The sequence below is a fragment of the Streptomyces griseiscabiei genome (assembly GCF_020010925.1).
Classification (GTDB): Bacteria; Actinomycetota; Actinomycetes; order Streptomycetales; family Streptomycetaceae; genus Streptomyces; species Streptomyces griseiscabiei.
Map to the genome: position 1 here is coordinate 2,224,459 of NZ_JAGJBZ010000001.1, position 26,100 is coordinate 2,250,558.

19 protein-coding genes are annotated in these 26,100 nt (G+C 72.3%); 9 read left to right on the top strand and 10 right to left on the bottom strand.

The window, feature by feature from the left end:
• Nucleotides 1–15: 15 nt before the first annotated feature.
• The 5 genes from J8M51_RS09675 to J8M51_RS09695 all read left to right on the top strand — a co-directional run bounded on the left by J8M51_RS09675 (nt 16) and on the right by J8M51_RS09695 (nt 8,325).
• Nucleotides 16–738, top strand: coding sequence for an IclR family transcriptional regulator (locus tag J8M51_RS09675; protein WP_086755200.1), 723 nt, complete (start codon nt 16–18; stop codon nt 736–738).
• 193 nt (nt 739–931) lie between these two features.
• On the top strand, nt 932–2,065 hold the full coding sequence (locus J8M51_RS09680; RefSeq protein ID WP_086755194.1) for a PP2C family protein-serine/threonine phosphatase: 1,134 nt from the start codon (nt 932–934) through the stop codon (nt 2,063–2,065).
• Nucleotides 2,066–2,324: 259 nt separating this feature from the next.
• Nucleotides 2,325–5,615, top strand: a complete 3,291-nt coding sequence (locus tag J8M51_RS09685; RefSeq protein WP_086755193.1) for a discoidin domain-containing protein — start codon at nt 2,325–2,327, stop codon at nt 5,613–5,615.
• Nucleotides 5,612–7,111 (top strand): family 43 glycosylhydrolase, encoded by a 1,500-nt coding sequence (locus tag J8M51_RS09690; RefSeq protein ID WP_086755192.1) that lies wholly within the window; start codon nt 5,612–5,614, stop codon nt 7,109–7,111. Before J8M51_RS09685 ends, J8M51_RS09690 begins: the two co-directional genes overlap by 4 nt.
• Nucleotides 7,112–7,179: 68 nt before the next feature.
• On the top strand, nt 7,180–8,325 hold the full coding sequence (locus J8M51_RS09695) for a macro domain-containing protein (protein ID WP_086755191.1): 1,146 nt from the start codon (nt 7,180–7,182) through the stop codon (nt 8,323–8,325).
• 242 nt (nt 8,326–8,567) lie between these two features.
• On the opposite strand, the gene J8M51_RS09700 is transcribed toward J8M51_RS09695, so the two are convergent.
• A complete protein-coding gene (locus J8M51_RS09700; RefSeq protein ID WP_086755190.1) occupies nt 8,568–9,251 on the bottom strand; it encodes an RES family NAD+ phosphorylase in 684 nt (227 codons plus the stop codon).
• A gap of 1 nt (nt 9,252) precedes the next feature.
• On the bottom strand, nt 9,253–9,990 hold the full coding sequence (locus J8M51_RS09705) for a DUF3168 domain-containing protein (protein WP_267299105.1): 738 nt from the start codon (nt 9,988–9,990) through the stop codon (nt 9,253–9,255).
• Nucleotides 9,991–10,161: 171 nt separating this feature from the next.
• Between J8M51_RS09705 and J8M51_RS09710 the strand changes: the two genes are divergently transcribed.
• Nucleotides 10,162–15,207, top strand: a complete 5,046-nt coding sequence (locus J8M51_RS09710) for a CHAT domain-containing protein (protein ID WP_267299106.1) — start codon at nt 10,162–10,164, stop codon at nt 15,205–15,207.
• Nucleotides 15,208–15,216: 9 nt separating this feature from the next.
• Here the strand turns inward: J8M51_RS09710 and J8M51_RS09715 are convergent, their stop codons facing one another.
• From J8M51_RS09715 to J8M51_RS09740, 6 genes are all read right to left on the bottom strand, one after another.
• Complete coding sequence (locus tag J8M51_RS09715) at nt 15,217–15,804, bottom strand: hypothetical protein (protein ID WP_216586809.1); 588 nt, start codon at nt 15,802–15,804, stop codon at nt 15,217–15,219.
• Between the two features lie 34 nt (nt 15,805–15,838).
• Nucleotides 15,839–17,407: an AAA family ATPase gene (locus J8M51_RS09720; protein ID WP_216586808.1), complete on the bottom strand. Its 1,569-nt coding sequence runs from the start codon at nt 17,405–17,407 to the stop codon at nt 15,839–15,841.
• 58 nt (nt 17,408–17,465) lie between these two features.
• Nucleotides 17,466–18,020 carry a hypothetical protein gene (locus J8M51_RS09725; RefSeq protein ID WP_086761193.1) on the bottom strand — a complete coding sequence of 185 codons (555 nt, stop codon included), beginning with the start codon at nt 18,018–18,020 and terminating at the stop codon, nt 17,466–17,468.
• On the bottom strand, nt 18,017–18,361 hold the full coding sequence (locus tag J8M51_RS09730; RefSeq protein ID WP_086761195.1) for a hypothetical protein: 345 nt from the start codon (nt 18,359–18,361) through the stop codon (nt 18,017–18,019). The genes J8M51_RS09725 and J8M51_RS09730 overlap by 4 nt, the downstream gene beginning before the upstream one ends.
• A 30-nt stretch (nt 18,362–18,391) precedes the next feature.
• Nucleotides 18,392–20,176 (bottom strand): hypothetical protein, encoded by a 1,785-nt coding sequence (locus J8M51_RS09735; RefSeq protein ID WP_086761197.1) that lies wholly within the window; start codon nt 20,174–20,176, stop codon nt 18,392–18,394.
• A gap of 79 nt (nt 20,177–20,255) precedes the next feature.
• Nucleotides 20,256–20,723: a hypothetical protein gene (locus J8M51_RS09740; protein ID WP_086761199.1), complete on the bottom strand. Its 468-nt coding sequence runs from the start codon at nt 20,721–20,723 to the stop codon at nt 20,256–20,258.
• A gap of 433 nt (nt 20,724–21,156) precedes the next feature.
• On the opposite strand from J8M51_RS09740, the gene J8M51_RS09745 reads away from it, so the two are divergent.
• The gene (locus J8M51_RS09745; protein WP_086761203.1) at nt 21,157–21,816 is read left to right on the top strand and encodes a GAF and ANTAR domain-containing protein; all 660 of its coding nucleotides are present in this window, start codon (nt 21,157–21,159) and stop codon (nt 21,814–21,816) included.
• Between the two features lie 240 nt (nt 21,817–22,056).
• Here the strand turns inward: J8M51_RS09745 and J8M51_RS09750 are convergent, their stop codons facing one another.
• Together J8M51_RS09750 and J8M51_RS09755 are read right to left on the bottom strand one after the other, a co-directional pair.
• Nucleotides 22,057–22,620 carry a hemerythrin domain-containing protein gene (locus J8M51_RS09750; RefSeq protein ID WP_086761201.1) on the bottom strand — a complete coding sequence of 188 codons (564 nt, stop codon included), beginning with the start codon at nt 22,618–22,620 and terminating at the stop codon, nt 22,057–22,059.
• 152 nt (nt 22,621–22,772) lie between these two features.
• Nucleotides 22,773–23,618: a GNAT family N-acetyltransferase gene (locus J8M51_RS09755; RefSeq protein ID WP_267299107.1), complete on the bottom strand. Its 846-nt coding sequence runs from the start codon at nt 23,616–23,618 to the stop codon at nt 22,773–22,775.
• A 270-nt stretch (nt 23,619–23,888) separates the two neighbouring features.
• On the opposite strand from J8M51_RS09755, the gene J8M51_RS09760 reads away from it, so the two are divergent.
• Both J8M51_RS09760 and J8M51_RS09765 read left to right on the top strand, forming a co-directional pair.
• A complete protein-coding gene (locus J8M51_RS09760) occupies nt 23,889–25,583 on the top strand; it encodes a dolichyl-phosphate-mannose--protein mannosyltransferase (RefSeq protein ID WP_086760755.1) in 1,695 nt (564 codons plus the stop codon).
• Nucleotides 25,584–25,588: 5 nt separating this feature from the next.
• Entirely contained in the window at nt 25,589–26,080 is a 492-nt protein-coding gene (locus J8M51_RS09765) for a GNAT family N-acetyltransferase (protein WP_086760765.1), read from the top strand.
• The last annotated feature ends 20 nt before the right edge of the window (nt 26,081–26,100 follow it).

Consider the following 26,100-nt stretch of genomic DNA (forward strand, 5'->3'; position numbering starts at 1 on the left):
GGCGACACCGGCAGCATGCTGGACAAGGCGGCGATCATCCTTGAATGCTTCAGCCCGAGCGGTGGCCCGTTCCGTCTGTCGGAACTGTCGGAGCTGACCGGTCTGCCCAAGCCCACCGTGCACCGGCTGGGCGCGGACCTCGTCCGGCTGGGCTGGCTGGAGCGCACGGGCCCGCGGTACCGGCTCGGCGCGAAGCTGTTCGAACTGGGGTCGCTGGTGCCGCACCGGCTCGATCTGCGGGAGACGGCGCTGCCGTTCCTCCAGGATCTGTTCGAGGCGACCCGGGAGACCGTCCATCTCGGGGTCCGTGAGGGCCTGGACGTGGTCTATCTCGAACGCATCCACGGCCACGAGGCCCTGCGGCTGCCCTCCCGGATCGGCGGCAGCCTTCCGCTGAGCTGCACCGGTGTGGGCAAGGCGCTGCTCGCCTTCTCCGGTGCCGAGCTGACCGAGGAGGTCCTCTCGCAACCGCTGCCGAGCCTCACGCCGTACTCGATCACCGACCCGGCGCGGCTGCGGATGACCCTGGAGAAGATCCAGGTCTCGGGTCTGGCGTACGAGGAGCAGGAGGCCGCTCTCGGCGTGAGCTGTATCGCGGCGCCGGTCTTCGCGGGCGGCACCGCGGTCGCCGCCCTCTCGGTGGCCGTCCCCCGCTCCCGCTTCAGCCCCGCCCAGCTGGCTCCGGCGGTACGGACGGCGGCCCTGGGCCTGTCGCGGGTCCTGCGCCGGGGCGACTGAGCCGACCCGGGCCGGCCCTCACCGCACCCGCGTCCGGCACCACGCCCCGTGGCAGGTGTTCAGCGACCCCCGCGCGCCCGCCACGACCCGGCGCCACCACCCCGGCTCGCGAGGCTCTGCGGCGGGGCGGTTCCCGCCCATGACCAGGACCGGCTTACCGTACGGGGAGATCACGAGTTGCACGGGAGTTCGCATGGCCGCCAGCCGCCTGAAGAGGCCCACCGAGGGCGACAACGCCTTCGGGGCCATCGAGCCGCCCCGCAACGCCGAACTGATCCTCTCCGTGCTCGCGGTGACGGCGCTGGTGGAGGCGCTCGGGGTGCTGTCCGGATCGGAGGTGTGGCTGCTCGGGCTGCTGGTGTTCCTGCCGGGAGCGGCGTCGGCGCTGTGCACCGTCCGGCAGACCGCGTTCGTCGCCGCCTGGACCACGCTCGTCGTCACCACCACGGCGGTGGCGCGCGACCTCGACGCGAGCCGGTGGCTCGACCGGCTGCTGCTGGTCCTGCTCACCCTCGCCCTGGGCGTGGCCTCCGTGTACGCCTGCCACCGGCGGATCGGGCGCGAGCACGAGATGTTCCGGCTGCGCTCCACGGCGGCGGCCATGCAGCGGCACATCCTGCACCCGCTGCCCCTGCTCACCGACGACGTCCTGGTCAACGGGATCTATGAGCCCTTGCAGGAGGACCGGCTCGTCGGCGGTGACATCTACGACGTCGTCGCCTCGCCCTGGGGGACCCGGGTACTGATCGGCGACGTCCAGGGCAAGGGGCTGGCCGCCGTGGGCGCCGCGTTCGCCGTCATCGGCGCCTTCCGTGAGGCCGCCCATCGCGAGCCCACCCTCACCGCGCTCGCCGACGCCCTGGACGCTGCCGTCGTCCGCCACAACTCCTACGCCGAGAACACCGGCGACGACGAGCGTTTCGTCACCGCCCTGGTGATCGGTGTCGACGCGCTGACGGAGGAGGCGCAGGCCGTCAACTGCGGGCACATCCCGCCGCATGTGCTGCACGACGGCACGGTCACCTCGGCCGAACTGGACTCCGGTGTCCCGCTGGGGCTCGCCGAGCTGGCGGTGGAGCCCACGACCGTGGGCTGGTTCGCGTTCCCGGAGGGCGCGACGCTGCTGCTGAGCACCGACGGCCTCACCGAGACCCGCGCCGCCGACGGCACGTTCTACCCGGTCGACGAACGCCTCGCCGAACACCTCGGCCTCTCCCCCACCGAACTGCCCCGCGCCCTGTACGAGGACGCCCGCGCGTACGCGGGCGGCGGCGGTGTCCACGACGACGTCGCCGTGCTGACGGTCCGCCGCTCACCGCGTCGCTGAACCGGCCCGAACCCACACCGCACCGCGTCGAACCACCACCGAACCAGCGTCGAACCAGCACCGAAAAGGGTTTCCGCGACGCGGGACGGGCGTGGAGGGGCGCCTGGGCGTCCTGAAGCGATCACCGCGTGAACTCGCCTCTCTCCCGGCTCTCTTGACACTTCAACAGCCCGCTCCTACGTTGCGAAAACCTTTCAGGTCGCTTTTCCGTACCCCCCGGTTCACGCACATGTGTAGTCAACGGGACAGGGAGCAGCCGATGAGAAGACCGCACGTCCCCCTGGTACGGCGCCGGCGCACGAGGTGTGTCCTCGTCGCCCTGGCGCTCAGCGCATGTTCCGTCGTCGCCGCGCCGCCGGCCGCGGCGGCGCAGACCATCGGGTTCCCCACCTTCGGCGGACCCGCGATCCCGGCACCGCCCGTCGCCCACACCCCGGGCGACATGATGAAGTCGATCTACGACGCGGAGAGTTCGGGCACCGACTTCTGGATGGACCGGCTGCTCGCCCGCTCCGGCAACGACCCCGCCGGGCCCTGGCTGATGAGCCGCGGCCGGGCCCTGTTCATGAAGGAGCACAACCCGGCCCAGCTCGGGTTCGGCGGCAAGGCCGCCTACTGGGAGAGCATCAGCGACAACAACGCCTACACCGTGGCGCTCACCCCCGGCACCTTCACCGAACAGGTCGCCCAGCGCCGGCAGACGCCCAGCCACTGGAAGAGCGTCCACACCAGCGGCTCGGTCACCGTCGACCAGACCAAGTTCATCACCGACAACAACGTGGCCGTGACCAACCTGTCCATCAAGAACAACGGTTCCGCGTCCACGACGCTCCAGCTCCGGGCGACCTCGCCGTACGCCACCTCCGGCACCGGAAGCGAACTCACCGGCCAGGTCAACGCGTACAACAACCTGACCACCCTGCGCCCCCGCCTCACCGGCGACGGTTTCAGCGTCTCCGGCGGCGGCCTCAACCGGTCGGTGACGATCGCCGCCGGGGCCACGGTGACCGCCAAGGTGGTGATGGGCTTCGTCACCGACGAGATCCCGCAGTCGCTGACCGAGTACAACGCCTACGCCGGGTACTCGCCCGCGACCGCGTTCGCCACCCATGTCAAGGCGTACAACCTGTGGTGGGCGCAGAACGTGCCCTACATCGACGTGCCCGAGCCCGCGATCAAGAAGAACATCTACTACCGCTGGTGGCTGATGCGCTTCAACAGCCTCGACGCGGACATCCCCGGGCAGACCTTCCAGTTCCCGACCTCCACCGAGGGCGTCCTCGGCTACAACAACGCGATCGCGCTGACCCAGCCGATGCACATCGACGACCTCAAGTACCTGCGCAACCCCGCCTACGCGTACGGGGACTGGCTGAGCGTGGGCCAGACCTCCAAGGGCGGCCGTTTCCTCGACAACCCCGGTGATCCGGAGAACTGGTCCAACAGCTACACGCAGTACATCGCCGAGGCGGCCTGGAAGAGCTACCAGATCCACGGCGGCCAGCCGGGCATCGCGGGGAACCTGGCCCGCTACGCCGAGGGCGACGTCAAGGGACAGCTCGCGCACTACGACCACGACAACAACAAGCTCATCGAGTACGACTGGGGCGCCCTGACCGGCAACGACGCCGACGCCGTGTCCTTCCACTGGAAGCCCGGGAACATGGACCGCGCCGAGTCCGCCTACCAGTACAGCGGCGCGCTCGCCGCCGCCCAGGCCTACGAGTCGACCGGCAACACCGCCAAGGCCACCGAGATGCGTACGCTCGCGAACCAGATCAAGGACGCGATCGTCAACGTCCTGTGGAACCCGAACAGACAGCTGTTCGAGCACCGGCTCAAGTCGACGAACGAGTGGGTGCCCTGGAAGGAGATCAACAACTACTACCCGTTCTCCGTGGGAGCCGTCCCGAACACCGCCACGTACCGGCAGGCGCTGCGGCTCTACGACGACCCGGCGCAGTACCCGATCTTCCCCTTCTACACCGCCAACCAGGTCGACAAGAAGGCCGCGGCCGACGCCGGGGAGCCGGGCTCCAACAACTTCTCCACCATCAACTCGACCGTGCAGTTCCGGCTGTACTCCTCGGTGCTGCGGAACTACCCCAACTCCTGGATGAACGCGACCGACTACAAGAAGCTCCTCTACTGGAACACCTGGGCGCAGTACGTCGGCGGCAACACCCAGTGGCCCGACGCCAACGAGTTCTGGGCGGACTGGAACGGCAGCTCCATCAACTACCGCTCCTGGATCCACCACAACATCCTCGGCAGCAGCAACTGGACCGTCATCGAGGACGTGGCCGGGCTGCGCGCGCGCAGCGACGCCAAGGTGGAGCTGTCGCCGATCAACATCGGCTGGAGCCACTTCACCGTCAACAACCTCCGCTACCGGGGCGCCGACCTGTCCGTGGTCTGGGACGACCCGGCCGACGGTGTGGTGCGCTACCCGGGCATCCCGGAGGGCTACTCGGTCTACATCAACGGCGACCGGGTCGCCACGGTCAACTCGCTGGTGCCGCTGACCTGGGACCCGGCCACCGGTGACGTCACCACGAGCGGCACGGTCACCCACCACGTCGCCAAGTCCGGGCTGAAGGCGCCGAACCAGGTCGTCCAGGACAGCCCGCAGATGGTCGACATGCTCGCCAAGGCGGGCGTCGACCTCACAGCCGACCTCACCAACCTGGCCGCAGGGGCGACCGTGTCCGCCTCCCACACCGGGTCCGGCAGCAATGTCTCGGGCGCGGTCGACGGCTACCCGACCAACGAGCCCTTCTGGGGCGCGGGCGGCTCGGCCAACAGCCAGGACTGGTACGAGCTGAACCTCGGGACGACGCGCACCTTCAACGAGGTCCGGCTGCACTTCAAGGACAGCCGCCCGGCGAGCACGACGTACCGGGCGCCGTCGGCGTACACCGTCCAGTACCACAACGGCAGTTCGTGGGTGAACGTCCCCGACCAGACGAAGAGTCCGACGGCACCGCGCGCCAACTACAACCGGGTGCAGTTCCCGTCGGTCAACGCCCAGCGGGTGCGGGTGCTGGCCACCAACGCCTCCGGCGCGAAGACGGGGCTCACCGAGGTGAAGGTGTTCAACCGGGGCGGGGTCCAGCCGCCGGGCAACCTGGCGACGTCGGCCACGGCTTCGGCGTCGTACACCTCCTCCTGGGAGAGCGTCACCGCCGTCAACGACGGGGTCGACCCGCCGTCGTCCAACGACACCGTGAACCCGCGCTGGGGGACCTGGCCGGAGACCGGGCAGCAGTGGGCCGAGCTGACCTGGCCGTCCGCGAAGACGCTCAACAAGGCGGAGGTGTACTTCTTCGACGACGACCAGGGCATCGACATGCCCGCCTCGTGGAAGCTCCAGTACTGGAACGGCAGCGCGTACGTGGACGTGCCGGGAGCCGGGGCGTACGGGCTGGCGAAGAACCAGTACAACACCGTCACCTTCGACGCCACGAGCACCACCCGGCTCCGGGTGCTGCTCACCGGCAACGGCACCAACTCCGTCGGACTCCTCGAAGCAAAGGTGTACGGACCGTGACTCGTTCCAGGTCTCTCTTCGCGCTGATCGCGTCGGTCGCGCTGGCGGTCGCCTTCCTGGTGGTGCCGCAGCCCGCTGCCGCCGCGGTCTCCTTCACCTCGACGGGGGTGAACCAGAACGGCGGCAACTGCCTCGATCTGCCCGGCGGTTCGACGTCCAACGGGACTCAGCTGCGGGCGTTCGCCTGTGCCAGTGGGGCGGGCAACCAGAGCCTCTCCTTCACCCCGGTCGCGGGGACGGCCGACGTCTACACGATCACCACCCAGTCCGGGAGTTGCGTCGACGTGTACGGCGCCTCCACGGCGGACAACGCCGCGATCATCCAGTGGCCGTGCCACGGCGCGGCGAACCAGCAGTGGCGGCTCAGCCCGGTGTCGGTCGCGGGCACCGACAAGACCTTCAACCTCGTCTCCGTCGGCTCGGGCAAGTGCGTGGCGCCGAGCGGCGGTTCGTCGGCGTCCAACACCAACCTGGTGCAGCTGCCGTGCGCCACGGCGAACGGCAGGGTGTGGCGGCTCCCCGGCTTCACCGGCGGCGGCACAGCCCCGAGGACGTTCACCAACCCCCTCGTCCAGCGGGGTCCCGACCCGTGGCTGACGTACCACGACGGCTTCTACTACCTCGCCACCACGACCTGGAACTCGACGGTCACCATGCGTAAGTCGAGCACGCTCGCGGGGCTCTCCAGCGCGACGGAGCAGGTCATCTTCAATCTGACCCGGCCCAATGGGGCGGGCACCATGTGGGCACCGGAGTTCCACCTTCTCGACGGGCCCAACGGGAAGCGCTGGTACTTCTACTACACGGCCGGGCGGGAGCCGTTCGACCTGGGCACCCAGCGGATCCATGTCCTGGAGAGCGCGGGCCTGGACCCGATGGGCCCCTACTCCTTCAAGGCGGACCTGCTCGACCCGACCCAGGACAACACCTGGGAGCTGGACCCCGGCATCCTGCAACTCAACGGTCAGCTCTATCTGTTGGGGACCTACTACAACGGCTCGCAGCCCATGTTCATCCGGCCGCTGTCGAACCCGTGGACCGCGAGCGGCACCCGCCGGGTGCTGTCCACGCCGACGTACAGCTGGGAGACGGTGGGCGGCGCGGTCAACGAGGGCGCCGAGGTGCTGCAACGGGGCGGGAAGACCTTCATCGTCTACTCGGCCAGCCACTGCTCGACGCCCGACTACAAGCTCGGCATGCTCACCTACAACGGCGGCGATCCGCTCAGCTCCTCCTCGTGGGTGAAGTCCCCGAACCCGGTGTTCCAGCGGTCCAACGCCAACGGCGTGTACGGCCCCGGCCACAACGGCTTCTTCAAGTCGCCGGACGGGACCGAGGACTGGATGGTCTACCACGCCAACAGCTCCGCCTCGGGAGGCTGCGACATGAACAGGTCCACCAGGGCGCAGAAGTTCACCTGGAACGCGGACGGCACCCCGAACTTCGGGACGCCGGTCGCCGCCGGGGTCACCCTGACCGCGCCGTCGGGCGAGTAGCCGGACCGTTTTCTCCGGATCGTCCCAAACCGCTTGCCGGGGGCGGGCGCCCTGCCCATCCTTGAGCGGTGAGCGATGAGCTGGAGCATGCCGGACCCGACCTCACGACGGCGCTGCCGAGGCTCGTCGACGAACTGGGCCGGGTCCGGGCGCTCGGACTGCCCCGGCTGCACGAGGCGGAGCTGGAGACCCTGCGCTCGTGCGTCGCGGGCGAGCGCAGGGAGCGCGGGGAGCCGGAGGCCGTGGAGCGCCTGCTGCACACCGTCGTGCTGGGTCTCGACGGGGAGCTGCTGCGCGACGCGGCCCTCCACTCGTTCGGCTTCGCCCCCGGCACCCGTGATCTGCCGGGCAAGGAGCGCCGGGCACGGGCGGCCCATGTCTACGGTGTCGGGGCGGAGCGGTTCCGCAAGCATCAGGAGAAGCTGATGCTCCATCAAGTGGCGCGTGCCGTACTGAACTTCGAGGGACAGGTTCTGGGGCCGGAGCCGGGGCCGACGCACGTGCCGGTGCAAACGCCGAGCCCGGCCCAGGCCCAGGCGCCGGTCGTCCCCGTCCGTGCCGGGCGGCATGTGTTACGGACGGCCTTCGCCCACGGGGACGTGCTCCTCACGCTCCACGTGGCGCCCATCGAGCTGGTCACGGGCGTGGATGTGCTGGTCTCCTCGGAGAACATCTACTTCGAGATGTCGAAGACGTTCCGCCGCACCGTCTCCGGGAGCCTGCGGCGGGCCGGCGCCACGAAGGACGCCGTCGGCCGCATCACGGACGACGTGATAGCGCGGCAACTCGCCGACTGGGTAAGGACGTTCGGGGTGCCGGGCCTGCCCGTGACGGCGGGCACGGTCGCCGTCACCTCACCGGGCGCCCTGTCGGCGCAGGGGGTGCGGCGCATCCTGCACGCGGCGGTCGCCACGCCCTCGGCCCGGGGCGACGGATACGAGACGGCGCCCGCGGCCGTCGCGGCGGCCGTGCGGCGCGTCTTCCAGCTGGCGGCGGCGGAACGGCGTACGGGCCGGGTCGCCCTGAAGTCCATCGCGCTTCCCCTGCTGGGTGCGGGCCGGGGCGGTCTCGACGCGCGGACCAGCGCCGAGACCGTCGTGGAAACGCTGGAGCAGGTGCTCAAGGCCGACCCCGACTGGTCGGTGCATCTGGTGACCCGCAATCCGCTCAGCGCCCGCGCGGTGATCGATGTGGTGACCGACCGGCGCCCCTGAAATTACGGACGGCGGTAAGGCGCTACGACAGGAAAGAGCACGACGACAGGAAAGAGCACGGTATTCGAGTTCACTCGCCCCGTGGCACTCGAATACCGTGCTGCATTCCTCCCGCATCCCCCGTGGCCTTTCACCCGGAATTATGCACGGGCCACGGCGGGTGCCAGAACCCGTTTCACCGATCCCCCGGGGAGAAACCGGAAAACAACCGGTTCCCGCCCGGACGGCGCCCGGGACGGAGTTCAGGAACCGATGCCCGGCGCCGGGTCCACCGCCCCCAGCTCGATGCCGTACTCCGCCAGGGTCGCGGCCAGCCAGCGCTGCCCGTCCTCGTCGTCGAGGGCCCTCGGCGGCTCGGCGGTCACCGTCAGCAGATCGGTCCGCGCGGCGGCGCCGAACAGCACCAGGGACTCATGGGGACCGTCCAGGCGCGACTGCCAGACGAAGCCGTCCGCCCACGGGGCCTCCTCCCGCAGCCAGTGCCCCCAGCGGCGGGTGAACGCGTACTCCGTGGGCTCGGACCCGACGAGCCACCAGTCGCTCTGCCGTACGGCGTTGAGCTGGACGATGCTGCACAGGGAGACCAGTTCGACGTCCCGGGCGAGCCGCACCTGGGACAGCACCCTGCCTTCGAGCTCCTTCGACGGCAGGATGCGGGGATTGCCCGCGCTGTCGAACCGCAGGGCGCGGACGAACCGCTCGACGACCGCCGTCTCGGGCCTGGGGGCCGCGTACAGGTACGCGTAGGAATCGTTCGGGGTGCTGTCGAAGCGACCGCCGCCGAAGTGGTGGTCCTGCGGCTCCGGGTTGAAGCCGTCCGCCGGGCGGCGCACCGAGTGCACCCGGTACAGCAGGTCACCGGCCTTGCGGACCGTCCTGCGGGGGTTCGCCGTGCCCTTCGCGGGCAGGTTCGCTCCACGGGCCATGTCAGTAGTCCTCCCCCACCACGCGCGCGGCGGCGAGCAGTTGATCGTCCAGCCCCGCGCCGAGCAGCGTCGCCGGCGCGGCGTCCAGCCATGGATTGGGCCCCAGCCACCAGTCGGCCACACCCCAGGGGTCGGCCGCCGCGCCGAGCAGCGCGTTGACGGTGAGCACCACCGGACGCGGATGTCCGTCCGCGTCGAACTGGAAGGCGGGCAGCCGTGCCGGTCCCCCGGCGGCCGGGAGCCTGATCAGGTCGGGCTGGTCCGGCCGGCTCCCGAAGTGCTCCGCCAGCTCCCCGGCCGTCAGGGCGGGCTCGGCCAGCAGCCGGTCCCGGGCCGAGGCCCAGCGCGTCCCGGCCGTCCCCCCGCCCGTCTCCCCGCCCGTCCCACCAGCTCCGCCGTCGCCCGCGGAGGTCCGGGCGGCGGGCCGGGCGCCGGTCGGGCGGCCGTGGGTGCCGTCCGGCGTGAAGCGCTCCAGGAGCACCTCGTGCGGCGGTCGCCGCACGAGGGACGAGGAGGTGTAACGGCGGCCCACCGCCCTGCCCTCGTCACCCGGCAGGGCCACGCGCAGATGGGCGGCGACGGCACGCGTGATCCCCCGCAGCCGCTCCTCGCTCCCGCCCTCGGCGACGAGGTCCAGCAGGACGTCGAGCTGTGCCCGGTCCTCCGGGGAGAGCTTTTCCCGGATCGACTGCGGTTCCGACACGAGCGCGGCGATTAGTTGCTGCTCGTACTCGTCCATTCGTTCCCCTCCTCGAATCCGGAATCCGGATGCGGAAGTACGCTAGTGAGCTACGATCCGATTGGCAATTCGCGAGCCGGGGGCGGGGGTTCATTCCCCCGAGGCGGACAGGGGGCTTTCGTGTACACGGATAATCAGGGTCCGGACGATCACTCCGGGGAATCCGGCGGCATGGATCGTTTTACCCGGATCGACACCGCCCTACGACTTCTCGAAGCGGCCGAGGAAGCCATGGAGCGGGACGAGCGGGAGCGGGTCGTGGAGCTCCTCGACGAACTGGAGCGGACCCTGGCGGGACTGCCCGGCTCCCCGGCCGGCGAGGGCGAACGGCGGCTGCTGCTCGGGATGTCGGCCGACGCGGCCCAGCTGCGCCACGCGCACGGACAGCGCCCCGAGGACCTCGACGACGCGATCGCCCGCCGGGACGCCGTCCACACCCTGACCGCCGAGGCGTACACCTCCCCGGGGCCCGAGGAGCCGCCCGAACTCGGTGAACTGATCCTGATCCGCTCCCAACTCGCCCTCGACATCGCCGAGCGCTGGCGCACGAGCGAGCCGGGGCCGCGCCGGTCCGCCGACGCCGACCGGGTCGCCGAGCTGCTCGGCCCGACCCTCGACGGCCCGGACGCGCAGCATCTGCCGGACCCCGCCCAGTGCCATCTGGTGCTCGGTCTGGTGCTCTCGAACCGCTGCCGCTGCGCCGAGCACGACACCCCCGAGCGGCTCGCGGACCGCGACGCCGCGATCCGGCATCTGCGGACGGCGTACGACGCCGACGACCTCGACCCGGAGCTGCGCCCCGTGGTCGCCTTCGACCTCGCGCTGCTCTCCTACCTCCGACTGGCCGACCGGTACGACAGGTCGGAGCGCCCGCCCGGCGCCGGGGACGCCGCCTCGGAGTTCGGCGCGCTCCTCGACCTGCTGCGCCCGCTCACGGCCGACCCCGGTCAGGACGGCGCCGACGCGGCCGAGCTGGGCGCGGACATGTGCGACGCGCTCACCCAGTACGACAGCGGTCAACGGGCCCAGGCCACCGCGATCGGCTGGTACCGGGCCGCCCTCGCCCACCCCGGGCTGCCCGCCGAGGCCGCCCATCGCGTCGCGACGAATCTGGGGCTGGCGCTGGCGGAACGCTCCGAACGCAACCGGGAGGCACAGCACCCCGGTGACCCCGCACCGGCCGTCGACCGCGCCGAGGCGGACGGCCTGTGGGAGGCGGCGCTCACCCGGCTGCCCGCCACGGCCGAGGCCGGGTCCGAGGAGCACGAGGGCAGGGTGGCGTGTCTGGCGGGCATCGTCGACCTGCTCTGGATCGAGCATACGGACGGGCTGCTGGACGAGGACGGCACCGGCAGGCTCGCCGCCCGCGCCCGTGAACTCGCCGCTCTCATCGGCCCGGACGACACCGACCGGGCGCTCCTCGTGCTCAAGGCCGCGATCGCCCTGAACCGGCGGGCGATCGACCGCGGCATGCCCTACATGTACGACATGACCAACAGCGTGCTGATGACCGGCACCGTCGATCCGGACCGGGCACTGGCCCGCACCGGACCGCGTATGGTGGCCGATCTCCGGGACGCCATCGACCTGTTGCGCACGGCGAGCGGGCTCTACCACCACGAGGACGAACTTCATCTGGGAGCCCAGTGCATCCTGGGCATCGCGCTGCTGCTGGACTTCGCCTGCGCCCTGCCCGAGGTCCGCCACGCCTCGCTCCGGGACGCCCTGCGGATCCTGCGGGTGGTCCTCGAAGGGCTGCCGGTCGACAGCGACCTGCGGGACGACGACCTCCACGGGGCCTTCCGCACCGCGATGCTGTACCGCGTCTGGTACACCGAGCCGTTCACCGCCGCCGCGCAGAACCCCGGTGAACCGCTCGTGCCGGATGTCACGGGGTTCCCCTCGGTCGAGGACGATCTGCAACTGCTCACGGGGCTGTTGGACCCCGACACCCTCGACCGGGAACCGTATCTGGTCCTCATCTCCGTCATGGTGGGGCTGATCCGGTCACCCGAGGCGATGCCCTCGGCGGCGAACTGCCGTACATGGTCCGAGAGATTGCGGCGGGCCGTCCCCCGACTGGAGCCGGAGGCCTGGGGGCTGAAGGCGGTCATGCTGGCCATCGCCGGCACCCTGGGGCTCGTCCTCGACAGGACGGGCGAGGCCACCCTCACCGACCGGGCCACCACGACGGCGACCCTGCGGCAGGCCCGCGCCCTGCTCCCGCCGGGGTCCTCGATGCGCGGGATGATCGACGACGCGCTGCGGCACGGCGCCATGACCGACCTCCAGGCACTGCTGCGCACCCTCTTCCCGGGCATGGGGCGGACGACGGCGCCCCCGCCCCCGGGACGTCGGGCGGAGCAGCCCGCCCCGTCCGATCCGGCGGACGACGAGGGCGCGCCCACGCCGCCCGCCATCGACCCCTCCGCCACCGTGCTGCTCGGCGACGGTTCGCCCGATCCGTTCGCGCTCCCGCTGGGCAGGGTCGCCGAGATCCTGGACGGTGACCCGGGGACGGCGGGCCCGGCCGAGGCCGCCGCCCGCTCCCTCGCCCACTACCGGCGCTGGCTGCGGCAACGGGACGGCCAGGACCTGACCCGGGCCATCGCCCTCGTACGGCAGGCACTGACCGCCCTCGCCGACGGCACGGCACCGGACGGCGCACCGAGGGCGGGGGCCGCCGACCCGGCCCTCGCCGACCGGTGTGGAGAGTTCCTGGCCCATCTGCTCCTCGACCGGCATGTGCTGCTCGGGGACCACGCCGACCTCGACGCGGCCGTACACGAGTACGACCTGCTGCTCGACCGCACGCCGGAGCGGCTGACCCGGCCGCCGCTGCCCGCCGTGCTGGCGGAGGCGGGCGACCCACGGGTGCCGCCGCATCTCTTCCACGCCCCGGAGCGCACCGCGCACGCGCCCTTCCGCGCCGAGCTGTTGGCGGCCGCCGGGTCGGCGTGGCTGCTGCTCGCGCGCTCCCGTCGGCGCCACTCCTCGGCCCTGGCCGACAACGCCGTACGGGCCTGGGCGGAGGCCAAACGCCTGCTGCCCGAGGACCATCCCGCGGTCCCGGCCGTCCGGACCGAACTGGCCGCGCAGGCGCTGCGGACGGCCCGCGAGGCGGGTGACACCGAGGCCGTACGGGCGGCGGTAGACGCCCTCGTCGAAGCCGCGACGGCCTGCCCGCCCCGCAGCCCCCACCGCCCCGCGCTCCATCTGCGCGCTGCGGCGGCCCTGGCCGAGCCGGGCGCGGCGGCCGTGTCCGGCGGCGCCGCGGTCCTCGATCGGGGGGTCGCGCTGCTGCGGGACGTCGTGGAGCGGGGGCCGCACGAGTTCCACGGGTCGCGGGCGCGGTGTCTGTACGGGCTGGGGAGTCTGCTGCTGGCCCGGCATCCGGACACGGGACGGCGGGAGGATCTGGAGGAGGCCCTCGCGGTGCTGCGGGAGGCGCGGGAGGTGCTGAACGCGAGCGCGGGCGACCCCTTCGCCGTGGCGCTGATCCGGACGCTCGCCCTCGCCCATCGCGCGTTCGGCCCGCACGACGGCGAACACCGGCGCGAGTCGCGGGAGGCGGGCCGGTCGGCGCTGACCGCCCACGGTCGTGCCGTCCTCCTCCAGTCGGGCGCCGACCACGGCCTCGAAGCCGCGCGGGCCATCGCACCCGACATGCTGCGGCTGGTCCGCTGGTGCCTCGCCGACGGACTGCCCGAGGCGGCCTTCGAGGCGCTCGAACTCGGCCGCGGACTCGTACTGAACGCCGCGACGACGAACGTCACCGTCCCCGATCTGCTCCGGGGCGACGGCCTGACCGCTCTCGCCGAGGAATGGGCCCGGGCCGCCGCCGACGGGCGCGGGGGCGGCCCGGGCGAGGTGCCGGACGACCTGCGGCGCCGGGTGCTGGACGCGCTGGCGGGCAGCGCCGCCGAGAAGCGCCTCGTCTCTGCGCCCGCGCCGGGTCTGCTCGGCCGCACCCTGCGCCGGCTGGGCACCGACGCGCTGGCCTACCTCGTCCCCGGCGAGGACGGCGCCCCCGGCCACGCGGTGATCGTCACGGCGACCGGGGCGGTCCGCTCGCTGCGGCTGCCGCGGCTGACCTCGGTGTCCGCGGGGCCCGTCGGCGCGTACGACCGGGCGCTCGTGGAGTTCCAGGAGGCGGGCCGGCTGAAGGCGCCGGAACCGCACCACCCGCTGGTCATGCACGAGTTGCACCGGAAGCGGCTGCTGCTGCGGGAGAAGGAGTGGCGGCAGGCGCTCCAGCGGCTGTGCGTGTGGGCGGGCGAGGCCGCGATGACGCCGCTGCTGGCCGCCGCCGAGGCCTGGTGGCCGGGCCGTGTCCCCCGGATCGTCCTCGCTCCCGTGGGCTCCCTCGGCATCGTCCCCTGGCACGCGGCGGGCGGCCCGGGGTCCGCCGCCCCTTCGGCACCCGGGACGGGGTACGCGTGCGAGCGGGCCGTCATCTCGTACTGTGCCAGCGCCCGTCAGCTCATCGAGGTGGCCGCCCGGCCCGCGGCCGTCCTGGGCCGGGGCGGCGTGGCCGTCGTGGTGGACCCCGGCGGGTCGCCGACGATGCACCGTGAGGCGGCGCTCGTGACGGCCCTGCATCCGGAGGTCACCGTGATCGGCGGCCTGGGCGGGGCGGGGGACGCCCGTGGGGCGGGGGCGGTGACGCTGCCGTCCGAACCCGGGTCGCTGGAACCCTTCCTGCCGGGCCGCGGGGCGGCACCGACCGCGCTGCTGCACGTCAACTGCCATGCGGACACCGGTCCGACGTCCAACGACTCCGTCCTCAGACTGGACGCCACGCACACGGTGTCGGTGCAGGACCTGCTGACCGGTGCGGCCGGCCGTGATCCCGGCATGCCCGGCGGTACGGTCCTGCTCGCCAACTGCACCAGCGATCTGACACTCAGCGACCACGACGAGGCGCTGACACTGGCGACGGCCTTCCTGGGAGTGGGGGCGACGGCGGTCGTCGGTTCCCGCTGGGCGGTCGCCGACGACCCCCGGACCACCCTGCTGGTGCTGCTCGTGCACCATCACATGAAGCGGGGCACACCGCCCCGGGACGCCCTGCGCGCCGCCCAGTTGTGGATGCTGGACCCCGGCCGGGTCCTGCCGCCGGAGCTGGCGGAGTTCGAGGCGCTGGTCGGGGACGGCACGAGCGGCCCGCTGGACGAGTTGGAGGTCTGGGCCTCCTTCGCCCACCACGGACAGTGAGGCCGCGGTTCAGGGGGCGAGGTCGTCGACGCCCAGATCGCGGCGCATCACCTGCCGCATGTCGGCGAGGGACGTCCACGCCGCCCGGAGCTCCGGCTCGAACGCGTCCAGGGCCGGGCCGTCCACCGTCGTTCCGGCGAGGGCCTTCTTGAGAACGCCGTAGCCGTGGTTGAGCCGGCGGCTGACGGCGCCGGCGGAGACGAGCACAGTCGTCGGCACCACCATCTGGGCCTCGGCGTGGCACTCCCGGTGGGCGGTGCGGCGCTCCTCCAGCTGCTGCAGACAGGCATCGACGCCGGTGCCGTCCCTGAGCGCGTGCAACAGGCTGACCTGGGCGGTCTGGTACTGGCGGGCGGCGGTGTTGAGCGCGGTGCAGCAGGCGCGGCGGAGGTCGAGCAGCTGGCCGTGCCGGGCCTCCGACAGTTCGGCCCGGCGCACCCGCTCGGCGTGCTCGCGTTCCTCGCGCCGCTGCCGGTCCAGCGCGTCGAGTTCGAGTCGCTTGGCACGGTCGGCCCGGCTCTGGGTCAGCAGCGCGGCGCCCAGCGTGCCGACGACACCGACCGCGGCGACCGCCAGGGCCACCCAGGCGTCCCCCATCGTCCCCCCTGGCTGCTCGGGCTGTTCGGGCTGTTCAGGTGTCGCCGAGGACCACGACCCTGCGGGGTGTGCCCGCGCCGGGGGTGGCGGTGGAGACGGCGGACCGGCCGGCGGGGACCGCGCGTTCGCGGCCCCAGGCGCGGATCTCCTCGATCTGTTCGGGGTTGCTGCGGCTGAGCGGGGCCGTGTTGGCGAAGGTGTCCTCGACGAACGAGGGGTCGAGCCGGTCGGCGCCGCCGCCGAGCAGGACCTCGGCGCCGACGTCGTGGAGCGCCGACTCGATGTCGGAGCCCGCGAAGCCCTCCGAGAGGTCCACTAGGCGGTCGAGCTGGTCCGGGTGGGGTTCGGCCTTGACGTAACGCCGGTAGTAGAGGGTGATGATCTCCCTGCGGTCCTGGTCGTCCGGCAGGTCCACGAAGAACAGTTCGTCGAAGCGTCCCTTGCGCAGCAGTTCGGGCGGCAGACTGCGGACGTCGTTTGCGGTGGCGACGACGAAGACACGGGAGTCGGACTCCTGGAGCCAGAACAGGAACTGGCCGATGATGCGCTGCTGCACGCCGGAGCTGTCGTGGGCGCCGGCGAGTCCCTTCTCGATCTCGTCGATCCACAGGATGCACGGGGCGACCCGGTCGGCGGCGTCCAGCGCCTCCCGCATCCGGCCCTCCGACTCGCCCAGATAGCGGCCGTGGATGCTGGCCATGTCCAGTCGGTACAGGGGCAGTTGCCACTGCTGGGCGATGGCCTTCGCCGACAGGGACTTCCCGCAGCCGGGGACGCCGACGAGCAGGACACCGCGGGGCGGGCGCAGTTGGGTGCCGCGCAGGTCGGTGTGGATGAGACGGTGCTTGCGCTCCAGCCAGCCGCGCAGGCTGGTGAGTCCGCCGACGGAGTAGTCGACGTCCTTGCGGGCGAGGCGTTCGAGACCGGCGAGATTGCTGAAGATGCGGTCCTTGGAACCGGCGAGGGTCAGGACGTCGGCGGCCTCCACCGAGCCCTTGGCGATGAGGGTGGCCAGGAGGTTCACCGCCTCGCCCTCGGTGACCCCCTGGAGGAACTCGGCGGCCCGGCGGGCGTCGTGCTCGGTCCAGGCGATGGAGACGACGCCCCGGTGGTCGCCGAGGAAGCCGCTGATGGTCGCATACATCTCGTCGGCGTTCGGCAGGTCCAACTGCAGGCTCATGCCGAGGCGTTGCAGTCCGCTCCAGATGGGGTTGTCGGTGATGAGGACGACGCATCCGGCGTGGGTGTCGGCGATCCGGGCGAGTTCGGCGACGTTGCGGGTGAAGGGGGTGTCCGACTCCAGTTCCCCCGGGTCGACGAGGACGAGGGTGGCGTGCGGACGGGCACTGAACTGGGCGGCGGCGAAGTCCATGGCGCCGGTCAGCGAGCGGTCGTCGAGGACGGCCGCCCCCGACCGCAGATCGCGCAGGCCGGTGGCCCTGGTATGGATCCAGAACTGCTGGTTGGCGCGTCTCGGCTGGGTGGCGACCTCCTTCAGCATGCGCAGGGCGCGGGCCTGTTCGATGGTCCGCAGTCCGACGACGGGCACCCGCGCGGTGAGGTAGTTGTCCAGGTCACGCTTGCTGTCGGCGTAGTTCGCCATGGTGGGCTCGCTCTTTCGTGATGCCGTCGGGCAGGGGTGACGTCGGTCGGGGGTGCCGTCAGTCGGGGGTGACGATGCGTCGTCTCCCGGTCGGCTCGTACCAGCCGGCGGGCGGCGGGGCGGAGGGCTCGGACAGCACGGCGGTGAGGGGGTTGTCGCGCAGGGTGCGGCGGCGGGCCTCGACGGCGTGCGGGTCCGCGCCGTCCGCGAGCAGGGACTGCACACCCCGTTCGAGGTCCTCCTGGAGCCGCCGTGTGTGCTCGTCCATGAGGCTCGCCATCCGGCGGCGGAAGTCGGCGGGCAGGCTGGTGTGGGTGATGACGGAGCGGACGGAGCGCAGTACGTCACGGCCGCGGGTGAGGGCACGTCCGACGGAGAACTCGTCGGAGGCGTCGTTCACCTCACGGACCATCACGTCGAGTCCGCTCTGCAGCCGCCGGTCGACGGCGGAGGCGATCCGGGTCAGCAGCCGCTGCCAGGTGTCGGCGGGCAGGTCGTCGGCGGCCAGCGGTGGCAGGTGGAGGGGGTCGGTGCGGTCGCCGTCGGCCCACCGGTCCAGGGTCCTGGCCCAGATCTGGTAGTCGCTCCCGCCTCCCCACCGGGCGCGGTTCACAGGTCCCTCGACGGGCGGCGCACGAGCTGTTCGCCGGGCGGCAGGGGGTCCCAGGCGGGCAGGTCGGTGACGGTCCGCCGCAGCCGCCGGGTGACGGGATCGGGCGCGGGCGGCCCCGGCGCCGGTGACGTGGCCGAGGCCCAGGGAGCGGGTTCGGACGGCGGCGCCGGCGCCGGAGGCGGCGGTACGGGCCCGGGGGCGGCATCGGCGTCCCGCTGGTCGGGCACGGCCGGGGCCCGGGTGGGCCGGGGCGGCGCCGCGAAGGGCCGCAGATGTTCCGGGATCTCGGGCCTCAGCCACGGGGGCGTGGAGTCCGGCGAGAAGGGGAGGTCGTCGCTCATGATGGGTTCCTCTCGGCGGTCCCGGTCGGCTCAGTCGCCGGCGCCCACGACGCGGCCCTCGAAGGTGGCGGGCGCGTGGGCGGCGGTGTTCAGGGACGCGATGAAGTTGCGGGCCTCGGCCTCCACGAAGTCGGCCGCCCAGTAACGCTGTTGCCAGTCGGTGAGTTCGGCGTGGGCGCCCCTGAGCCGGCCGAGGGCGTCCTGCATGTGCCGGCCGAGCAGTTCACGGGCCTGTTCCTGTGCGGTGCGCCCGGCCTCGGTGCGGTTGTGGAGGACGATGCCCCAGATGCCTCCGACGGCGATCGCCGCGAGCACGGCGAACCCGACGTGGACCCCGAGGAAGACGATCAGGATCGCGGCGACGGCGGCGCCGAGGAGGGCGAGCTGATTGGTGTAGTTGTAGGCCAGCGACTTGATGTACATCTCCACATAGGCGGTCCAGTGCCGGGTCAGTGACGCCTCCAGCTCCGGCAGATCGTCGGTGAGCGGCTTGGTCCAGGTGGTGAGCTTGAAGCGCTGGGTGCCGTGGCCGACGCCGTAGGTGTTGCGCAGGGAGATCTCGATCTTGGGGGGCATGGCGGCCCGGTAGTCGCGGCTGAACCCGGCGTGCGCCTGCGCGAACCATTCCTGGCACGAGGCGACGGCCAGTCGCTGCGCGGCGGGCGAGGCGCCCACGGCCGTGGGGTCGAGGGCCGCGACCGACTGCACGCTCAGGTAGTTGCGGGTCTCGTCCAGCGCCTCGGACCGCATGTCCGCCTCCTGCCGCGCGGCCTCCTCGTCGCCCTCGTGGCGCACGATGGCCTCGTTCAGCAACAGCTTCCGCTGGAGGGGGAGTTCCTCCTCGTCCGAGTTGCTGACCAGGGCGTCGAGGATGTCGTCGACCGTGTCCTCCAGGTTGGGCGCCGGGAGGATCTCGCTCTCCATGAGGGAACGGAAGCGGCTCAGCAGCGCCTCGTGCGCGCGGGCGCGGGCGAGGAGGTCGTCGAGCACCGGCCACTGGGGGCAGACGGCGGCCAGCCTCGGGAAGTCGTCCTCGGCCGACGGGGCCTTCATGGAGTCGATCTCCTGCCGCCAGCGTCCCACCTGGGCCGCGCGCACGGCCTCGTCGTCCAGCAGCCGCCGACGCCATTCGTCCAGGGTGCGGCTGAGCAACTGACGCCCCTCGGGGCCGAAGGCGCCCTGGGCGACACACTCCAGGACGACCTGGATCTCCCGGCCGAGGACCCGGGGGTCCTGTCCCTCCAGATAGTGCCGCAGCCAGCGTACGGAGGCCTCCTGCCGGCCCTGGCGGCGGAGGGTCAGCGCGAAGAACAGGGACGTCTTCGACGTCGAGCGTCTGAACGCCTCCTCCACCGCCCGCGCGCACAGCTCCTCGTCGTCGCCCGCCCACGCCGCCAGGCCGACCAGGGCGGGTGCCAGCCAGTAACGCGACGTCTGCAGCATCAGCTCTTCGCTGAGCTGCCGGACCGTCTTCTCCTGGGCGAGCCCGGCGTCGAAGGTCTGGAGGATGCCGATCGCGGTCCGGCGGACCACCTTGTGATGCCCGTACTTGTGCTCGATCTCGTCGTTGATCCCGACGATCCGCGTCTCCGCGCGCTGGGCGGCGGCGATGCGTTCGGTTCTGCCGACGTGTTCCAGGAATTTCTCGTAGAGCACTTCCAGCCGGTCCCGGGTCTTCGCCGACACGGCTCTGACCTCCCGGACCTCACCGTCCACCTGCTCGATCTGGCCGCCGAGCGAGCGGACGGAGTTCTTCAGCTGGCGTTCGAGGTTGTCGATGCTGTGGAGGATGGGGTTGAGGTTGATCTCGCTCACGCGGGTCTCCGTTCCGGGCCGTTCCGTGCCATGCCGTGCCGTGCCGTTCTCGTGGAGCGCGGTCCGCCGGTCCGCCGGCTCAGGGCCTGACGACACCGCCGTCGGGCAGCACGGGCAGGACCAGCCCGTCCGTGTACACCTCGACGAACGCGTACGCGCCCGAGCGGGCCAGCATGCGGGCGGCGTCGAAGGGCGGGGGCATCACGTCGTGGGCCGCGCAGTGGCCCAGAATGCGTCCGTCGAGGCCGAGCCGGTGGTCCACGTAGGGGGAGCCGAGCAGACACGGCGCGACGTATCCCACGGGGACGGGCGCGCCGCGGCCGACGTACTCCTCACGGAGCCAGGCGGCGATGTCCTGGACCGCGGCGTCGTCGACGGCGGCGTCCAACCGGCGCACCCGGCCGAGGAGTTCCGGTGTCCGGGTGGCGAACAACTCCCGGGTGGCGGCGGGTCCGGTCGCCGGGGGCGCGGCGACGCGCGGGGCGTGCGGCCCGACGGAGGTGCCCGGTGGCACGACGATGCGGCGCGGCCGCTCAACGGATCCCATGAGTCCCCCCTGCTGAACATGGCCCGACATGCGTCTCGTCGGTGACGCGCGGTATCCGAAGGGTATTGACGCCCCATCAACAGCGCCTAAGTTGAGCGATATCAATCGACAATGACCGTTTACTACCCGGATAAGTACCGGATAACAACCGGACGCCGCCCCGGCAAGGAGAGCGGTCAGGCGAGCGATCAGGCGAGCGGTCATTCCGGCTGCCGTGCCGGCGATCACTCAGTCGGCGCACTCCACACGACTGAGGAATTCATCAATGGTGATCCTGGCCGGTGCCGGTCGGAGGCATGGGCCGCCGCCGCGCGGGAAGGCGGCTGTCGTTGCCGCCTCCGTACGGGGCTCGCGTGCGAGGCTGGATACGAGGACTGTCGGGACGAGGGTGGAGCGGAGGACGGGTGTGGACTGGGACCGGTTCGCACAGCAGATGGCGTCGATGGCGCGGGATCTGCTGGCGCAGCCCTCCGTGGCCGCCACTCTGGAGCGGATCACCGCCTCGGCCATCGAGCTGGTGGAGGGCTGTGACGCGGCGGGCATCCTGGTGCTGCACGGCTCGTCGGTGGAGACACTGGCCCCCACCGACCAGCTGGTGATCGACAGCGACGCACTGCAGGAACGGCTTCGCGAAGGGCCCTGCTTCGACGCCGCCCGCAGCTCCGAGGGCGACCGGGTCTTCCGCATCCCCGACTTCTCCGGCGAGGAACCGCGCTGGCCCGCCTACGCCCCCCGGGCCCGCCGCCTCGGGGTGGGCAGCATGATGGGTTTCCTGCTCTTCACCGAGGACGAGGATCTCGGCGCCCTGAACCTCTACTCCCGTCGGCCGGGCGCGTTCACCGAGGTCAGCGAGACGGCGGGCTGGCTGCTGGCCTCCCACGCGGCGGTCGCCTTCGCCAGCGCCCGCACCCACGCCCAGCTGGAGCGGGCCGTCGCCACCCGCCACGTCATCGGCGAGGCCATGGGCATCCTCATGGGCGCCCACCGCCTCACCGAGGAGGAGGCCTTCGACGTGCTGCGCCGCTTCTCGCAGGAGAAGAACATCAAGCTCCGCGACGTCGCCCGCCGGGTCTGCGAACAGGGCGGCCTCTGAAGATCCCGGGTGAAGATCCCGGGTGAAGGTCCTGAGTGCAGGTCCCGGGTGAAGGTGCGGGGCCCCGGCCGGGGGACGGCTCCTCCGGCACGTGGTCAGAACCAGAGAAGCCTGGGCCGGGACGACCCCCAGGGGAATGCCGTCGGACCCGGCCTGCCCATCAAGTCCCCCCGCCTCGGCTTCCCACACCTGTGTCCGGGTCACCGTCACCGGCGCGGAGCCGACCGTCGTCGGGGTCGCTCAGCCGTCCTTGCCCCGGCCGGTCAGCGCGTCGCGCATACGGTCGACGAGGCCCATGCCCGGGGCGAGGAGTTTGTTGGCCGGAGGGGTGTCCGGGGCCGCCGGGTGGGGCCGGGTCGGCGCCGTCTTCTTGGCGGTGCGGACCTTGTCGCCGAGGGTGTTCAGGGCCTCCGCCGGGCACGACGCGCGCAGCCGGGGGAAGAGGTTGCTCTCCTCGTCCTGGATGTGCGCCCTGATCTCGGTCGTCAGCTGGGCGATCAGCAGGTCGAAGTCCGGGTCGTCGGCCTCGCACCGCTCCAGCGCCTTCAGGGTGCGCTCGGCCTCCGCGTGGTCCGCCAGCTCCCGGTCGGCGATCGCGTCACCGTCCGGGACGTGTTCGCGGACCGCCGGGTAGAGGTACGCCTCCTCGGCGACCGAGTGACGCACCAGTTCGATGGTGACCTTGTCCGCGTAGTGCTTGCGCTGGGCGTCGCCGGAGGGCAGCGCCTCGATCTGCCGGAACATCTCCTCCACTTCCCCGTGGTCCGTGGTCAGTTCGGCGATGACGTCTCCACCGTGTCCCATGTCCCTCGCTCCTCTCCTGGATGCAACGCTGCCGCCATCCGTACCCGTCGGCCCCATGGACCTCGCGGCGCGGTCCCGAGTACCCGCGAACGGCCCAGCCACGCGGCGGGCGGCCTGGTGGCACGGATCACCCAGGAGCGCACGGGCCGGACCTACGAGCGCGCGGGCTGGTCGGCGATCAGCAGGGTGCGACCGGCGGGGCGGAAGCCGAGGCGGAGGTACACGCGGGCCACGGCGTCCTCCGCGTACGCGAGGAAGACGGTGCGTACGCCGTGGTCCCGGGCGTGGTCCACCAGGGCGGCCGTGACGGCGGCGGCCAGGCCCTGGCGGCGGGCCGAGGGCAGGGTGCCGATGCCGCCGATCTCGGTGGTGCCGTCCGCCGGGTGGTAGTGGCCGACGGCCAGCGGCGTACCGTCCGGGGCTACGGCGGCGACGAGCACCTTGTGCCCGGCGCGCAGCGCGGGGCGGACGGTCGCCACCGTGCCGTCCGCGATCAGTTCCTCGGCCACCGCCGACAACTCCGCCGGGCCCGCCGCACCCACCGTGGTGCCCGGCTCGGCGAAGGCCAGCCGTGGCAGGGCCAGGGCGGCGGGCAGCGCGGGGTCGGCGGCGGTCAGGGCGCGGAGAGTCACGCCGTGCGGCAGCGGGGGCGGGGCGATCACCCGGCCGGGGTCCAGAGCCAGCAGCGGGCGTTCCAGCACCGTCCGGCCGGCCGCCGTGATCACGGCGCGCAGGGCCGGCGCCGACTCGGCCAGCCACTCGAACGCCTCCGGTACACCGAGCGCGCGCTGCCGGGCCCGTACCCGGGCGATGTCGGCGGCGGTGACCGCCGGCTCCCGCCCCGCGACGGGCTGTGCGTGGCCGGGCCCGCCGTAGTAAGGGGCGCCCGGTTCCCTCCGTACGAACAGGCGCAGCGGGCCGAAGTCCTCGACGTCGGCGAACAGCGACGGCACGGTGGCGTAGTACCGCTCGATCCGGGTGTGCAGCGTCTCGCTCATGCGAGGCATCCCAGCACGCCGCCGGACCGCGCCGCATCCGGGATTCGGGGCGACCGGCGGCGGGCGACCGCCGTCGGCCGGACGGCGCGCGCGGCGCCCGTCGTACGGGCCCGTCGTGCGGGCCCGTGACGCACGCCGTCGTGAACTCGGCGGTGGGCCGGTCCCGTTCGGTGTCGATCCGCTCAACGGGCGGGTGCGCATTACGATCTCCGGAGTGCCGACCTCCGGCGGCGCACCCGGCCCGCACTCTCGAAGGACTCCCCCACCGCGATGCTCCACGGCACCCGTTCGACGACGGCGCCCCTCGACCGGACCGACCGTCTGCGCCGGTTCGGGTACGCCGGACGCCCTCCGAGCGACATCCGCGAACGGCTGGTGCCGCCCTTCCCGAAGCCGGCGACCCGGCTGTGGGAGCGCGTGGGACTCGGCCCGGAGCCGGCGTACCGGATCGCGCGGGCGATGGACTGGGTGGGGCCGCTGCTCATAGCCCTGCTGGCCGGAACGATTCGCTTCTGGCGCCTGGACCGGCCGCACGAACTCGCCTTCGACGAGACCTACTACGCCAAGGACGCCTGGTCGCTGCTGCGGCTCGGTTACGAGGGCACCTGGCCGGACCGGAAGATCGCCGACCCCCAGGTGCTGGCCGACCCCCAGGTGATCCCGCTCTCCGACACCGGGAGCTTCGTCGCGCACCCCCCGACGGGGAAGTGGGTGATCGCCCTCGGTGAGTGGATGTTCGGTCTGGAGCCGCTCGGCTGGCGCTTCATGCCGGCGGTGCTGGGCACGCTGTCGGTGCTGATGCTGTGCCGTATCGGCCGCCGGCTGTTCCGTTCGACGTTCCTGGGCTGTCTGGCCGGTGCGCTGCTGGCGGTGGACGGCCTGCACTTCGTGATGAGCCGTACCGCGCTGCTCGACCTGATCGTCATGTTCTTCGTCCTGGCGGCCTTCGGCTGTCTGCTGATCGACCGGGACCGGGCGCGGGCCCGGCTGGCGGCGGCGCTGCCGGTGGACGGGGAGGGGCGCGTGCGCCCGGACGCGGACACCGGCGACCGTGCCGGGACGGGGTGGCGGCCCTGGCGGCTCGCGGCCGGTGTCTGTCTGGGCCTGGCCGCCTCCACCAAGTGGAACGGTCTGTACTTCCTGGCCTTCCTCATGGTCCTGACCGTGCTGTGGGACGTCGGCGCCCGCCGGGTCGCGGGGGCCCGCCGGCCGTACCGGGCCGTGCTGCGCAAGGATCTCGGCCTCTCGGCGCTGTCGCTCGCCCCGGTCGCCGTGGTGACGTACGTGGCGGCATGGACCGGCTGGTTCCTGTCCGACGACGGCTACGGCAGGCACTGGGCGGACGGCCGCGGCGGTGTCTGGTCCTGGATCCCGGCACCGCTGCGCGGCCTGTGGCACTACGAGTCCGCCGTCTACCGGTTCAACGTGAACCTGGACGCCTTCCACAAGTACGAGTCCAACCCGTGGAGCTGGCTCGTCCTCGGCCGTCCCGTGCTGTTCTCCTACCGGTCGCCCGAGCCGGGCGAGGCCGGCTGCCACGCGATCACCGGCTGCTCGCAGGCGATCGTCGCGCTGGGCACGCCGGTGCTGTGGTGGTCGGCGTGCTGTGCCCTCGTGTATCTGCTGTTCCGGTGGGCGCTGCGCCGCGACTGGCGCGCGGGCGCCGTGCTCTGCGCGGTGGCCGCGGGCTATCTGCCCTGGTTCCTGTACCAGGACCGCACGATCTTCTCCTTCTACGCCGTCGTCTTCGTGCCGTATCTGTGTCTGGCCGTCGCGATGACCCTGGGCGCGCTGCTGGGACCGCCGGGCGCGGACGCCGACCGTCGGGCGCGGGGGGCGATGGTGGCGGGGGCGCTGGTCCTGCTCATCGCCTGGAACTTCATCTACTTCTTCCCGATCTACACGGGGCTCACGATCCCGTATCCCGACTGGCAGGTCCGCATGTGGCTCCCCACCTGGATCTGACCGCCATGGACGATCTTCCGACCGAGCGGCTGGTGCTCCATCCGCTGACCGCCGCCGAAGCCGCCCGTCTGGTGACGGGCGAGCCGCCGGAGGGTGCCCGGTGGGCACCCGGCTATCCGGCCGACGGGGACGTGTTCGCCGCCGGGCGCTTCCTGGACCTCTGCGCGCACGCCGGTGATCCCAGGCCGTTCGGTGTGTTCGAACTCCGCCTGCGCGAGGACGGGCGGGCGATCGGCGGCCTCGGCTTCCACGGCCCCATGGACGCGGACGGCGGCGTCACGATCGGGTACGGCCTCGTCCCGGCGGCGCGGGGCAAGGGTTACGCCGCCGAGGCGCTCCGTGCGCTGCTGGCGTTCGCGCGGGCGCACGGCGCCACCCGGGTGAGGGGCGACGCCGATCACGACAACCTCGCGTCCCAGCACGTCATGACGGCGGCCGGGATGCGGCCGACCGGGGCGGACGCACGCGTCAGATACTTCGAGATCGTCTGGGCCTGACCGCGCCGGACGGCCGACGC